Genomic DNA, 14,275 nt, shown 5'->3' with positions numbered 1-14,275 from the left:
GTTCCCGTCGGTTCAGGAAAGGGAGCGGGTGAGCGCCGCGATCAGGCCGGTCAGGGCCTGGAGGCCGGTCATCAACATGCCGAAACCGACGGCGATGCCGAGTGCGATGGCCTGGATCCAGATCAACCTGTCTCCGATCGACAGCGGGTTGCGCGCCTGCCCTTTCCGCCGGAAGGGCAACCCGAGTCCCGGGGAGACGGCTGTCGCCTGCCGCTCCCCGGTCACCCCCGGTTGCCTGGCGATCGTCTCGTCCGGCAGGGCCTCGCTTGGCGGCTGGGACGGCAGATCCGCCAGCCGCACAGAATATCCCCCGATTTTGTCGGGGGCCGGATCATGCGGGCTGTCCCCCGCAAAGGCAGGGGCTCGGTCGCCGACCGCGCCATCCGCCTCTGCCGGTGCCGCGTCGATCGGCGCCTGCGAATCCTCGTACGCGCCGAACATCAGCGCCGCGTCGCGACGGTTGCGCGCGCCGAGGATACGGACGGCCTCCGTCAGATAGCCGTCGACCGTCGATTTCTCGATGCCCAGATCGAGCGCGATCTCCTTCGACCCGCGCAGCGCGCGGACCCCGCGCAGGCAATCGCGCTGGCGAGGCGACAGACGGTCGAACCGCATGGGGTCGAGACCGTCACCGACCGGCGGCATCATGCCTCCCGCCCCGCCGTGCCGTGCCTCGGCCATCAATGGGTCGCCGGCTTATCGGCACTCGTTCCACCATCCTCGCATCGGGCGAAATCCTGTCCTATCATGGTTACCAGGCTTCGTAACAAGTCGATTTGCATCAACTTAGCCGAAGTTTCGCCGCGCTGGAACACACGTCGGATTTCGACTCAATTAAAGCAGGCTCGCTTCGTACCACCACGGCACGGTGCAAATCGCCGCCTAGCCAGCACGCCGGGGATCGACGATGGTGGACCCCGATATCGTATCTGCGGGATCTTCGCATGCATCTGCCCCGCGCCCTCGCGGCAAAGCTCATCCTCGGCGGTTCCGGCATCGCCGTCCTGGCGGCGGCAAGCGTGTCGCGTCTGCCGCCGCGGCCAGTGGCGGTCGCGGCGCCGACGCCGCGTGCCGCAATCATGCGCCCCGCGCGCGCGGCGGCGCCCGCTGCATCGCCCAAGCGCGGGCCCGCTGCCGAATCGACCGCGACGGCGATGACGATCAAGCGCGTCTTGCCGATCGGCGCGATCAAGTTCGGCGATTATGCCTGGGACACCAAGGGCGTGCCGGACGGACCGCTGATCATCACGGTGGATCTCGCCGCGCAGACGCTGTCCGTGTTCCGCGACGGTTATGAGATCGGCGCGGCCGCCATCCTCTACGGCGCGGACGACAAGCCGACGCCGCTGGGCACGTTCCCGATCACGCAGAAGGACGCGCATCACGTCTCCAACCTCTACGACGCGCCGATGCCCTATATGCTGCGGCTGACCAACGACGGCGTCTCGATCCACGGGACGGAGGTCGCCTGGGGCTATGCGACGCATGGCTGCATCGGCGTGCCGACCAAGTTTGCGCGTCTGCTGTTCAACGAAGCCAGACTGGGCGACCGCGTGATCATCACGCGCGGCAAGAGCCTGCTCCCCGCCGCCTGACGCCGGCGCGCCGCGTGATCTGACGCTCGCGCGCAAAGCCGTCTTTCCCCATCGGTAACCCCTTGCTAAGGCCCGCGCGACGACAGGCTCAGCCAAGCGCTCCTCGCGCGCCCGCGCGGCGTCCTCCAACGCCGTTTCCCCCAGGTGCGAGTCGAGCCAGACAGAAGGGACACGACATGACCGCCATCGGCCAGGACAGCCTCAAGACCCGCACGACGCTCGACGTCGGCGGCAAGAGCTACGACTATTTCAGCCTCGCCAAGGCGGCGGAGAAGTTCGGCGACATCAGCCGGCTGCCCTTCTCGATGAAGGTGCTGCTCGAGAACATGCTGCGCTTCGAGGACGGCAAGACCGTGACGGAGGCGGACGTCAAGGCGATCGTCGACTGGCAGCAGGAGCGCCGCTCCGACCGCGAGATCCAGTATCGCCCGGCGCGCGTGCTGATGCAGGACTTCACCGGCGTGCCCTGCGTCGTCGATCTCGCCGCGATGCGCGATGCGATCACCAAGCTCGGCGGCAACGCCGCCAAGATCAATCCGCAGGTGCCCGTCCACCTCGTCATCGACCATTCGGTCATGGTCGACGAGTTCGGCACGCCCAAGGCGTTCGAGGACAATGTCGACCTTGAATACCAGCGCAACGGCGAACGCTACGAGTTCCTGAAGTGGGGTTCGAAGGCGCTCGACAACTTCCAGGTCGTGCCGCCGGGGACCGGCATCTGTCACCAGGTCAACCTGGAGTATGTCAGCCAGGCGATCTGGTCTTCGACCGAAACGGGCGATCTCGCCAACGGCACCGCGGCGATCGCCTATCCCGACACGCTCGTCGGCACCGACAGCCACACGACGATGGTCAACGGCCTGGGCGTGCTCGGCTGGGGCGTCGGCGGCATCGAGGCGGAAGCCGCCATGCTCGGCCAGCCGGTGTCGATGCTGATCCCCGAGGTCGTCGGCTTCAGGCTGACCGGCGCGCTGAAGGAGGGCATCACCGCCACCGACCTGGTGCTGACCGTCACGCAGATGCTGCGCGCCAAGGGCGTCGTCGGCCGCTTCGTCGAATTCTATGGCCCGGGCCTCAGCTCGATGACGCTGGCCGACCGCGCGACGATCGCCAACATGGCGCCGGAATATGGCGCGACCTGCGGCTTCTTCCCGATCGACGACAAGACGATCGAATACATGCGCCTGACCGCGCGCCCGGAGGAAACGATCGCGCTGACCGAGGCCTATGCCAAGGCGAACGGCTTCTGGCGCCACGACGATGCCGCCGACCCCGTGTTCACCGACACGCTGGAGCTCGACATGGGCACCGTGACCGCGTCGCTCGCCGGCCCGAAGCGCCCGCAGGACCGCGTCAGCCTGGGGAAGGTTGACGAGGTGTTCAACGGCGACCTCGCCAAGCTGTATCACAAGGATCGCGCGACCCGCGTCGACGTCGCCGACCGCGGCCATGACATCGGCGACGGCGACGTCGTCATCGCCGCGATCACCAGCTGCACCAACACGTCGAACCCGTCGGTGCTCGTCGCCGCCGGCCTCGTCGCGCGCAAGGCGAACGCACTCGGCCTGAAGCCCAAGCCCTGGGTGAAGACCTCGCTCGCGCCCGGTTCGCAGGTCGTCACCGACTATCTCAACAAGGCCGGCCTGACCCAGGACCTGGACGCGATCGGCTTCAACCTCGTCGGCTATGGCTGCACGACCTGCATCGGCAATTCGGGCCCGCTGCCCGGCCCGATCAGCGCCGCGATCAACGAGAACGACCTCGTCGCGGCGAGCGTATTGTCGGGCAACCGCAACTTCGAAGGCCGCGTCAGCCCCGACGTCCGCGCCAACTTCCTCGCCAGCCCGCCGCTCGTCGTCGCCTATGCGCTGAAGGGCACGGTGACGCAGGACATGGTCGAGACCCCGCTGGGCCAGGGCAAGGACGGGCAGGACGTCTATCTCAAGGACGTGTGGCCGACCAACCAGGAGGTCGCGGAGGTGATGGCGGCGAACATCGACGACGAGATGTTCCGCAGCCGCTACGCCAACGTCTATGCCGGCGACGAGAAGTGGCGCGAGATCGACGTCACCGGCTCGGCAACCTACGCCTGGCCGGCGGCGTCGACCTATGTCGCCAACCCGCCCTATTTCGAGGGCATGGAGATGACCCCGAAGCCGGTCACCGACATCATCGAGGCGAAGCCGCTGGCGATCCTGGGCGATTCGATCACCACCGACCACATCAGCCCGGCGGGATCGATCAAGGCGGACAGCCCGGCCGGCAAGTGGCTGACCGAGCGTCAGGTCGCGCGCAAGGACTTCAACAGCTACGGCGCGCGCCGCGGCAACGACCATGTCATGGTGCGCGGCACCTTCGCCAACATCCGCATCAAGAACGAGATGGTGCCGGGCGTCGAGGGCGGCATGACCCAGTATAATGGCGAAGTCATGCCGATCTACGACGCGGCGATGCGCCACAAGGCGGACGGCACGCCGCTCGTCGTCGTCGCGGGCAAGGAATATGGCACCGGTTCGTCGCGCGACTGGGCGGCGAAGGGCACCAACCTGCTCGGCGTGCGCGCGGTCATCACCGAGAGCTTCGAACGCATCCACCGTTCGAACCTGGTCGGCATGGGCGTTCTGCCGCTGCAGTTCGCGGAGGGCGTGACGCGCCAGACGCTGAAGCTCGACGGCACCGAGACGTTCACGATCACCGGCGTCGCCAACCTGCGCCCGCGTCAGACGGTCGAGGTGATGCTGAAGCGCGCCGACGGTTCGACCGAGACGTTCGAGACGCGCTGCCGCATCGATACCGTCAACGAGCTGGAATATTTCCTCAACGGCGGCATCCTGCAATACGTGCTGCGCAAGCTCGCCGCCTGATCGCCGCGACGCACGGTGAAACGACGGAGGGGAGGTGCCGAAGGGCGCCTCCCCTTTTTCGTGCCTATTCGTCACGTGCGCGGCGCACGGCACGCCGCCGCCCGCCATTCACCCCCGCGCTCGCTGCGCGGGGGAGCCGGGACGTCAGTTCGGCTTGATCGTCTCCGCCTGCAGCGGTTCGGCGCTGCCGGAGCAATCGCCGTTTTCGCGCGGCTTGAGCGCTGGCGGCTTGGCGCGCCCCATCGTCCAGTTCGCCTGCAGGCGCACACGCGGATTGGGCGCGCACCAGATTTCTCCGGTGTCGTTGATCGCGGTCACCCAGATCAGATTGTGTTCCTGGCCATAGTCGATCACCGCAAAGGCATAGCCCGCTCCCTTGTCGAGGACATGCACCGGCAACGGCGGCTCAAGTTGCTGAAAAGACATGATCTATGTAGCACCTTTCAGCCCGGTCAACCCAGCGCACCGCATCGCGGTTCCAACGTGGATCATTATGATCGATCGGAATGTGGGGGGCTGGGCAAGCGCGCCGCGCTCCCCATATCATCGATCATGACGAACGACCCGACCCGCCGCTCGCTGCTCTCCCTCGCCGCCACCGGCGCTGCCGGTGCGATCCTGTGGGGGTGCAGGGCCGCCCCCGCCGACGCCGCGACCTATCCCGTGCAGATGAGCGACGCGGCGTGGCGCAAGAAGCTCGGCGACCAGGCATGGGCCGTGCTGCGCCACGAAAGCACCGAGCGTCCCTTCTCCAGCCCGCTCAACGACGAGCATCGCGCCGGCACCTTCCTGTGCAAGGGGTGCGCGCAACCGCTGTTCTCTTCGAAGACGAAGTTCGACAGCGGCACCGGCTGGCCGAGCTTCTGGGCGCCGCTTCCCCGTGCGGTGGGAACGAAGAGCGACCGCTCATTGCTCGAAGCGCGTACCGAGGTGCATTGCAGCCGCTGCGGTGGTCATCTGGGCCATGTCTTCGACGACGGCCCGAAGCCGACGGGCAAGCGCTATTGCATGAACGGCGTCGCGATGACCTTTCGGCCCGCCTAACGCGCGGGGGCCGGCGCGCAGTCGGGCCGGTGCCGCGCCTCCAGCGACCGGGAGGCCGGCCCGGCACCTGCCGACGGCACAAAAATCAGCCGATCGTACGAAAAAGGGGCCCGTTTCCGGGCCCCTTTTCACATACGACAATGCGGGTTGTGATCAGCGATCGGCGACCGGCTTGACGGGCACGACCGCGGAGGTGGCGATCATCGCGAGATTGGCGGCGGCGACATCGTCGCGGCTCGCGGGGACCGCATCGGCATCGGCCGGCGCATGGCCCGAATAGATGAAGCCGTTGGTCGGATAGCTGGACGTGCCCAGGCCACCCGTCGGGCCGTACCACACCTTCACCTCGCTCCAGTCGCCGGCGGCGGAGACGTCGATCGCGCGGACGTTGCGCTCGATCTGGCCCGGGCGCGACCAATTGGCGTGGGTCAGCAGGACCTCGCGGTCGCTGACCACCTGGGACACCATCGCGACATGGCCGACGCGCATGCGATGGGTCGACTGGAAGGAGAGGACGGAGCCGACTTCCGGCTTGTGGCCACGCTGATAGCGGCCGGCGGCCTGGCCCCACCAGGTGTTCGCGTTGCCGTGCAGGTCGATGCCCGAGATCTCGCGCGCATAGGGTGCGCACTGCCAGAACTGCGCCGCCGCCGGAGAGGCCATCATCAGGCCGCAAGAGAATATCAGCGCAAGGCGCGCTGCCCACGTCTTCAACACTTGATGACCCCCCGGCCAAAACCCGTTCGTCGAGGATGGCGCTACGCACATTCGATCCGGCGGCATAGGGGCGCACCCGGTGGTTTCCGGCGAACGGTTGTGAAGCGCGGATGAACGGCTCACCGCGCGACGAAGCGAGGGTGAAGCGCTGTCCTAATCAGGCCGCGCACGCAGAAAAACCGGTCGCCGAGGCGCACCGCAGGCATGCCCGCGCCCGTGATGCGGACCGGTCGATTCGGCGGATGCATGCCCCAATTGCGGCCAGCGGTACCTTCTTTCCTTGACGCAGTAACTGGCAAAAACGTGTTTTTCGAACTTCGGGTTTGCCAGTGGCGCTGGTGCGTCCTACGCTTTTGGCGACCTAGCAAGGATCCGTCCATGGCTCTCGACCCCGAAACCTTCGACGCGCTGATCGACACCATCCGCCGCTTCGTCGCCGAACGGCTCCGGCCGCGCGAGGCGGATGTGGAGGCGGCGGACGCGATACCCGACGACCTCGTCGACGAGATGAAGGCGATGGGCCTGTTCGGCCTGTCGATCGCAGAGGAGCACGGTGGCCTCGGCCTGACGATGCTGGAGGAGGCGAAGGTCGCGATCGAGATGGGGCGCACGACGCCTGCCTTCCGGTCGACCTTCGGCACCAATGTCGGCATCGGCAGCCAGGGCCTCGTCATGGCCGGTTCGCCCGAGCAGAAGGCGCAGTGGCTGCCGCGCATCGCGAGCGGCGAGATCGTCACCAGCTTCGCGCTCACCGAGCCCGATGTCGGCAGCGATTCCGGATCGGTTAAGACCCGCGCGATACGCGACGGCGACGTCTATCGGCTGTCGGGCACCAAGCGCTACATCACCAATGCCGACAAGGCGCAGCTGTTCACCGTCATGGCCCGCACCGGCGACGCCCCGGGTGCGCGCGGCGTGTCCGCCTTCCTCGTCCCGCGCGACCTGCCCGGCGTGTCGATCGGCGAGCCCGAGAAGAAGATGGGGCAAAAGGGCGCCAAGGTCGCCGACGTCCATTTCGAGGATGTCCCGGTCCCCGTCGCCAACCGCCTCGGCGCGGAGGGCGAGGGGTTCAAGATCGCGATGCGCGTACTCGACCGCGGCCGGCTGCACATCAGTGCGGTGTGCGTCGGCGTCGCCGAGCGGCTGATCGCGGACAGCGTCGCCTATGCCAGCGAGCGCAAGCAGTTCGGCCAGCCGATCGCGCATCACCAGCTGATCCAGGGCATGATCGCCGACATGAAGACCGAGGCGCTCGTCGCCCGCGCGATGGTGCTCGAGACGGCGCAGGCGAAGGACGATGGCAAGGACGTCGTGCTCGAATCCGCCGCGGCCAAATATTTCGCCAGCGAGATGGTCGGCCGCGTCGCGGACAAGGCGGTGCAGATCTTCGGCGGCGCGGGCTATATCGCCGACTATGGCATCGAACGCCTCTATCGCGACGTCCGGCTGTTCCGCATCTACGAGGGCACCAGCCAAATCCAGCAGGTGATCATCGCCCGCGAGACGCTGAAGCGCGGCGGGTGAACGCCGCGCTTTTCCCACACAAAGCGTCCTTCCCGCGCAGGCGGGAATCCAGGCGCGCGCGCCCTGCTCTCTCGAGGGACCTGCGTTTTTGGATCCCCGCCTGCGCGGGAAGGACGGGATTTGAAGGGCGGCGAGGGATACGCTTGCCGCCCGCCATCCCATCACGATCTTTCTAGGAGCCCCGAATGGACACCACCAACCTGTTCCGACTCGACGGCCGCATCGCGCTCGTCACGGGCGGCAGCCGCGGCATCGGCCGGATGATCGCCACCGGCTTCATCGCGCAGGGCGCCACCGTCTATATCTCCAGCCGCAAGGCCGCCGCCTGCGAGGAAACCGCCGCAGCGCTGGGCCCCGACTGCATCCCTCTGCCCCAGGACGTCGCGACGGTCGCCGGCTGTCGCGCGCTGGCCGAAGCCTTGGCGGCGCGCGAGCAGCGGCTCGACATCCTCGTCAACAACGCCGGCGCGGCCTGGGGCGTGCCGTTCGAGGAATTCCCCGAGAGCGGCTGGGACAAGGTGATGGACCTCAACGTCAAGTCGCCCTTCTTCCTGACGCAGGCGCTGCACGGGCTGCTCAAGGCGGGCGGCTCGGCGCAGCGCCCGGCGAAGGTGATCAACATCACCTCGATCGACGGCCAGCGGCTGAACCCGTGGGAAACCTACAGCTACCATGCCTCGAAGTCGGCGCTGATCTACCTGACCAAGCGGATGGCGGCACGGTTGGTCCGCGATCATGTCAACGTCACCTCGATCGCCCCGGGCGCTTTCGCAAGCGAGATGAACCGCGCGGCGCGCGATCACGGCGACGACGTCGCAAAGGGCATACCCGCGGGCCGCATCGGCACCGACGAGGACATGGCGGGCGCAGCGATCTTCCTCGCCAGCCGCGCGGGCGATTATGTGGTCGGCGAGACGATCACCGTCGACGGCGGCCTCGTCCATGCGGCACTCGGGACGAGCATCGACGGATAGGCCGCGCGGCCAAGGCGGCTCGAGGCGGATGCCCGTGCGTGGACTCGGCGCCGGCTCTCACGCGCGCCCGCTTCCCTACGATGAAGGTCGGGAAGCGGGTCCTGGCGGGCCGGATCCGGAGGGCGTCGACGCTATCGGGCGATGCCGCCCGCGGCGAGCACCGCCAGCGTCACCAGCTCGCTGGCGGTCGAGGTCATCGGCGCGATCTGCACCGGCTTTTCCATGCCGATCAACATCGGGCCGATCACGCTGTCGCCGCCCAGTTCGCGCAGCAGCTTCGCGGCGATGTGTGCGGACTGGAGACCCGGCATGATCAGCACGTTCGCCGGGCCGGACAGGCGCGCGAAGGGATAATTGGCGAGCTGCTTCGGATTGAGCGCGACGTCGGGCGGCATCTCGCCCTCATATTCGAAGCCGACGCCGCGACGGTCGAGTTCCGACACGGCGTCACGGATGTTGTCGACCCAGGCGCCCTTGGGATTGCCGAAGGTCGAATAGCTCAGCATCGCGACACGCGGCTCGTGCCCCATGCGGCGCGCGACCTGCGCGGTCTGCTCCGCGAAATCGGCGAGCTGCTCGCCCGTCGGCCGCTCGTTGACCGTCGTGTCGGCGATGAACACCGTATGGCTCTGCCCGACGAGGATGTGGATGCCGAACGGCGTCCGGCCCGCCTCCGGATCGATGACCCTTTTCACCTGGCGCATCGATTCGGGCCAGGTGCGCGTGATGCCGGTGATCATCGCATCGGCCTCGCCCAACTGGAGCAGCGCGGCGCCGAAGACGTTGCGATCCTGGTTGATCATCCGCTCGACGTCGCGGCGCAGATAGCCGCGCCGCTGCAGGCGCCCGTAGACGAAATCCACCATCTTCGGGACGAGCGGCGAGACGCGGCTGTTGTGCAGCTCGTAATCGTCGGGGTCTACGCCCAGGTCGCGTAGCCGGTCGCGCACGTCGTCGCGCCCGACCAGTACCGGCGTGCCGTAGCCGCCCTCCTTGAACGCGATCGCGGCGCGGAGCACCACCTCCTCCTCGCCCTCCGCGAACAGCACACGCTTCGGGCGCGCGCGGGCGCCCTCATAGGCGAGCGTCAGCACCGACGTCGTCGGGTTGAGCCTTGCCCGCAGGCTCTGACGATAGGCCTGCATGTCGAGGATCGGCTTGGTGGCGAGCCCGGAATCCATCGCCGCCTTGGCAACGGCGGCGGGCACCTCCTCCATCAGGCGCGGATCGAACGGCGCCGGGATGATATAGTCGGGGCCGAAGCTGTGGCTGACGCCATAGGCGGCGGCCACCTCTTCGGGAACGCGCTCGCGCGCGAGGTCGGCGATCGCCTTGGCGGCCGCGATCTTCATGTCGTCGTTGATCCCGGTCGCCCGCACGTCGAGCGCGCCGCGGAAGATGAACGGGAAGCCGAGCACGTTGTTGACCTGGTTCGGATAATCCGACCGGCCGGTCGCGATGATCGCGTCGGGCCGCGCGGTCTTCGCTTCTTCCGGCAGGATTTCCGGCACCGGATTGGCCATGGCGAAGATGATCGGCGCGTCCGCCATCTCCAGCACCATGTCGCCCTTCAGCGCGCCCGCGGCGGACAGGCCCAGGAACACGTCGGCACCGACCAGCGCCTCCTTCAGCGTGCGACGATCGGTGGCGGCGGCGTGCGCCGACTGCCACTGGTTCACGTCGTCGCGCCCCTGGTAGATCACGCCTTTCTTGTCGCACATGATGACATGGTCGTGGCGCACGCCCATCGCCTTCATCAGCTCGGTGCAGGCGATCGCCGCGGCGCCTGCGCCGTTCACCACGACGCGGATCTCCGCCAGCTTTCGCCCGGTCAGCAGACAGGCATTGATCAGGCCCGCCGCACAGATGATCGCGGTGCCGTGCTGGTCGTCATGGAAGACGGGGATGTTCATGCGCTCGCGCAGCGCCTGCTCGATGATAAAGCATTCGGGCGCCTTGATATCCTCGAGGTTGATGCCGCCGAAGCTCGGCTCCATCAGCTCCACCGCGTCGATGAAGCGGTTCACGTCCTCCGTCTTCAGCTCGATGTCGATCGAATCGACGTCGGCGAAGCGCTTGAACAGCACCGCCTTGCCCTCCATCACCGGCTTGGAGGCGAGCGCGCCGAGATTGCCCATGCCCAGGATCGCCGTGCCGTTCGAGATCACCGCGACCAGATTGCCCTTGGCGGTATAGTCGTAGGCGGTGGCGGGATCGTCGGCGATCGCCTGGACCGGCACCGCCACGCCGGGCGAATAGGCGAGCGCGAGGTCGCGCTGCGTCGCCATCGGCTTGGACGCGACGATCTCGATCTTGCCCGGCCGCCCTTCGGAATGGAAGAGCAGGGCCTCGCGTTCGGAGAACTGGACGGACGCTTTTTCGGACATGGGACCTCGCTGGCGGCTGGACGCTACGGCTCTTGGCCATTTCGGGCGGGGCTTTCAACCCGGCGTGGCTAGGGTTATGTCCTGCACCATGAAGCACGAGGCCCACTTCCCGCTCGACGCGGAACGCGATCTCGCCGTCGATGCGGTTACCGCGGCAAAGGCCGGCTATGCGTCTGGCTATGGCGTCGACCACGAGGTGATCGGTCAGTGGCTGCTTACCTGGGGCACGCCGGCCTTCAAGGATTTTCCAGACTGGCTTGACGAGCAGAATGGCTAGAGTCGTCTGGCGACCGCAGGCCGTCGACGACATCCGGGGCATCATCCGCTACATCGCCCAGCATAATCCCGCCGCTGCGCGGGACATCGCCGCCCGACTGTTCACGCTGGGCCACAGCTTGAAAGATTTTCCACGACGAGGCCGCCTGGCCGGCGATTGGCGAGAGTTGACCAACGTACCGCCATATATTCTTCGCTACACGGTCGAGGGGGACACGGTCTTCATCCTCTCCGTCCGCCACGGCGCCCGCAATCCGGACTGACAGCGTTTCGATGACCCAAGCCCCCACCCCGATGATGGCGCAATATCTCAGCCTTAAGGCGGAGGCGGAGGATTGCCTGCTCTTCTACCGCATGGGCGATTTCTTCGAGCTGTTCTTCGACGATGCCCGCATCGCGGCGGGCGTGCTCGACATCGCGCTGACCGCGCGGGGCGAGCACGGCGGCGAAAAGGTGCCGATGTGCGGCGTCCCCGTCCATGCGGCGACCGCCTATCTGCAGCGGCTGATCAAGGCGGGCCACCGCGTCGCGATCGCCGAACAGACCGAAAGCCCGGAGGCGGCGCGCAAGGCGCGCGGCAGCAAGGCGCTGGTCCATCGCGCGATCGTCCGCTTCGTCACGGCCGGCACGCTGACCGAGGAGGCGCTGCTCGACGCCCGATCCGACAATTGGTGCGTCGCGATCGGCGAGGCGGGCGGCGCGGTCGCCCTGGCGGCGGCGGACGTGTCGACCGGACGGTTCGAGGTGATCGACGTCAGCGCCGACGCGCTTGGCGCCGAGCTGGCGCGGCTCGGCGCGGCCGAAGTCGTCGCGTCCGAGGCGAGCGACCATGCCGATGCCGCGACGACGCTGCGACCGCGGCAGACCTTTGACAGCGGCGCGGGCGAGGCGCGGCTGAAGGCGCTGTTCGGCGTCGCGACGCTCGACGGCTTCGGCCAGTTCGGTCGCGCGGCGCTGGCCGCCGCCGGCGGGCTGGTCGCCTATCTCGACCACAATGCGAAGGGCGCCCTGCCCTTCCTGCGGCCGCCGCGCCTGTCGCGCGCCGCTGAGACGATGGCTATCGACGCCGCGACGCGCGAGAGCCTGGAACTGACCTGCACGACCGGCGGCCAGCGCAAGGGATCGCTGCTCGACGCGATCGACCGTACGATGACGGGCGCGGGCGCGCGGCTGCTCTCCGCCGACATCGGCGCGCCGCTGATGGATCGCGCGGCGATCGAGGCACGGCTGGACCTGGTCCAGTTCTTCCATGATCAGCCGGGCCTGCGCGACCAGGTGCGCGGCAGCCTGCGCGCGATGCCCGATATCGGCCGCGCGCTCGGCCGACTCGCGGCGGGGCGCGGCTCGCCACGGGACCTCGGCCAGTTGCGCGACGGGCTCGACGGCGCCTGGCATCTCGGCGAGCGCCTGGGGCAGGTCGACGCCCCGTTGACGCTGCTCGGCCTGCTGGCGCCGCGATTGCGCGGCCATGGCGCGCTGATCGATCTGCTCAAGCGCGCGCTCGTGCCCTCGCCCCCGATCGATGCGGCAGACGGCGGCTATATCGCGGCGGGCTATGACGTCGCGCTCGACGACCTGCGCGACGCGGGTGCGGGCGGCCGGCGCGCGATCGCGGCGCTTGAGGCGGAGATGAAGGCGGCGACCGGCATCGCCACTCTCAAGGTCCGGCATAACAACGTGCTCGGCTATCACGTCGAGGTACCCGCCAAGGCGGCGGATGCGCTGATGCAGCCGGACAGCGGCTTCACGCACCGCCAGACGCTCGCCGGCGTCGTCCGCTTCAACACGCCGGCGTTGCACGAGGTCGCGGCCAAGGTGTCTCAGGCGGGCGCGCACGCCCTGGCGGCGGAGGCCGCGCATCTGGAGGAACTGACCGCCGCCGCGCTCGCGACGCGCGAGGCGATCGCCGCCACCGCCGACGCCCTCGCCCGGATCGACGTCGCCGCGGGCCTGGCCGAACGCGCGGCCGAGGGCGGGTGGAGCCGGCCGCTGCTGGTCGAGGACACGCGCTTCGAGGTGACCGGCGGCCGCCATCCCGTGGTGGAGGCGGCGGTGGCGCGATCGGGCGACCGCTTCATCGCCAACGACTGCAACCTCAACGAGGCCTCGCGGCTCTGGCTGGTTACCGGCCCCAACATGGGCGGCAAGTCGACCTTCCTGCGCCAGAACGCGCTGATCGCGGTCCTTGCGCAGGCGGGGTGTTATGTTCCGGCGACCCGCGCGACGCTCGGCCTTGTCGACCGGCTGTTCAGCCGGGTCGGCGCCTCGGACAATCTGGCGCGCGGTCGGTCGACCTTCATGGTCGAGATGGTGGAGACCGCCGCGATCCTGGCGCAGGCGACGCCGCGCAGCTTCGTCATCCTCGACGAGGTCGGGCGCGGCACCTCCACCTATGACGGACTCGCCATCGCCTGGGCGGTGGTGGAGGCGATCCACGAGGACAATCGCTGCCGCTGCCTGTTCGCGACCCATTATCACGAGCTGACCCGGCTGGCGGAACGGTGCGACGCGCTCAGCCTGCATCACGTCCGCGCGCGCGAATGGAAGGGCGAGCTGGTGCTGCTGCACGAAGTGTCGGACGGGCCGGCGGATCGCAGCTACGGCCTAGCGGTCGCACGGCTCGCCGGCATGCCGCCCGCGACGATCGCCCGCGCCAAGGCGGTGCTCGCCAAGCTGGAGGCGGGGCGCGCCAAGACGGGCGGGCTTGCCGCCGGCCTCGACGACCTGCCGCTGTTCGCCGCGGCGGCGCAGGTCGAGGAGGAGACGTGCGATGCGATCCGCGCCGAGGTCGAGGGGCTGGACGTCGACGCGCTGACGCCGCGCGAGGCGCTGGATACCCTATATCGGCTCAAGGCCTTGGCACGGGAAGGATAGCCGCGCGCGGCCGGATGCGG

12 protein-coding genes are annotated in these 14,275 nt (G+C 68.3%); 8 read left to right on the top strand and 4 right to left on the bottom strand.

What is annotated here, in order from left to right:
* Positions 1-12 precede the first annotated feature (12 nt).
* Positions 13-648 carry a helix-turn-helix domain-containing protein gene (locus IQ292_RS09935; RefSeq protein ID WP_238940978.1) on the bottom strand — a complete coding sequence of 212 codons (636 nt, stop codon included), beginning with the start codon at positions 646-648 and terminating at the stop codon, positions 13-15.
* Between the two features lie 296 nt (positions 649-944).
* Here IQ292_RS09935 and IQ292_RS09930 point away from each other — a divergent pair, with 296 nt between their 5' ends.
* Both IQ292_RS09930 and acnA read left to right on the top strand, forming a co-directional pair.
* Positions 945-1,595, top strand: coding sequence for a L,D-transpeptidase family protein (locus IQ292_RS09930; RefSeq protein ID WP_238940977.1), 651 nt, complete (start codon positions 945-947; stop codon positions 1,593-1,595).
* A 176-nt stretch (positions 1,596-1,771) separates the two neighbouring features.
* Entirely contained in the window at positions 1,772-4,459 is a 2,688-nt protein-coding gene (acnA, locus tag IQ292_RS09925; RefSeq protein WP_203310168.1) for an aconitate hydratase AcnA, read from the top strand.
* Positions 4,460-4,603: 144 nt separating this feature from the next.
* Here acnA and IQ292_RS09920 read toward each other — a convergent pair whose 3' ends face one another.
* The gene (locus IQ292_RS09920; protein ID WP_203310167.1) at positions 4,604-4,885 is read right to left on the bottom strand and encodes a hypothetical protein; all 282 of its coding nucleotides are present in this window, start codon (positions 4,883-4,885) and stop codon (positions 4,604-4,606) included.
* A 126-nt stretch (positions 4,886-5,011) separates the two neighbouring features.
* On the opposite strand from IQ292_RS09920, the gene msrB reads away from it, so the two are divergent.
* On the top strand, positions 5,012-5,503 hold the full coding sequence (msrB, locus tag IQ292_RS09915) for a peptide-methionine (R)-S-oxide reductase MsrB (RefSeq protein ID WP_203310166.1): 492 nt from the start codon (positions 5,012-5,014) through the stop codon (positions 5,501-5,503).
* A 153-nt stretch (positions 5,504-5,656) separates the two neighbouring features.
* Here the strand turns inward: msrB and IQ292_RS09910 are convergent, their stop codons facing one another.
* Positions 5,657-6,169, bottom strand: coding sequence for a CHAP domain-containing protein (locus IQ292_RS09910; protein ID WP_238940976.1), 513 nt, complete (start codon positions 6,167-6,169; stop codon positions 5,657-5,659).
* 429 nt (positions 6,170-6,598) lie between these two features.
* Here IQ292_RS09910 and IQ292_RS09905 point away from each other — a divergent pair, with 429 nt between their 5' ends.
* Entirely contained in the window at positions 6,599-7,744 is a 1,146-nt protein-coding gene (locus IQ292_RS09905; protein WP_203310164.1) for an acyl-CoA dehydrogenase family protein, read from the top strand.
* Positions 7,745-7,929: 185 nt separating this feature from the next.
* A complete protein-coding gene (locus IQ292_RS09900) occupies positions 7,930-8,718 on the top strand; it encodes an SDR family oxidoreductase (RefSeq protein WP_203310163.1) in 789 nt (262 codons plus the stop codon).
* Positions 8,719-8,849: 131 nt separating this feature from the next.
* Here the strand turns inward: IQ292_RS09900 and IQ292_RS09895 are convergent, their stop codons facing one another.
* A complete protein-coding gene (locus tag IQ292_RS09895; protein ID WP_203310162.1) occupies positions 8,850-11,105 on the bottom strand; it encodes an NADP-dependent malic enzyme in 2,256 nt (751 codons plus the stop codon).
* Positions 11,106-11,193: 88 nt separating this feature from the next.
* Between IQ292_RS09895 and IQ292_RS09890 the strand changes: the two genes are divergently transcribed.
* Genes IQ292_RS09890 through mutS form a run of 3 tightly spaced genes read left to right on the top strand, consistent with a single transcriptional unit; the run spans position 11,194 to position 14,255 of the window.
* Positions 11,194-11,382, top strand: a complete 189-nt coding sequence (locus tag IQ292_RS09890; protein ID WP_203310161.1) for a hypothetical protein — start codon at positions 11,194-11,196, stop codon at positions 11,380-11,382.
* Positions 11,375-11,644, top strand: coding sequence for a type II toxin-antitoxin system RelE/ParE family toxin (locus tag IQ292_RS09885; protein ID WP_203310160.1), 270 nt, complete (start codon positions 11,375-11,377; stop codon positions 11,642-11,644). Before IQ292_RS09890 ends, IQ292_RS09885 begins: the two co-directional genes overlap by 8 nt.
* A gap of 31 nt (positions 11,645-11,675) precedes the next feature.
* On the top strand, positions 11,676-14,255 hold the full coding sequence (gene mutS / locus IQ292_RS09880; RefSeq protein WP_203310421.1) for a DNA mismatch repair protein MutS: 2,580 nt from the start codon (positions 11,676-11,678) through the stop codon (positions 14,253-14,255).
* Positions 14,256-14,275 lie beyond the last annotated feature (20 nt).

It is taken from the genome of Sphingomonas beigongshangi (genome assembly GCF_016820445.1).
Lineage (GTDB): Bacteria > Pseudomonadota > Alphaproteobacteria > Sphingomonadales > Sphingomonadaceae > Sphingomonas > Sphingomonas beigongshangi.
The sequence above is the reverse complement of the archived record's forward strand: the minus strand, read 5'-3'. Positions and strand labels throughout refer to the sequence as shown.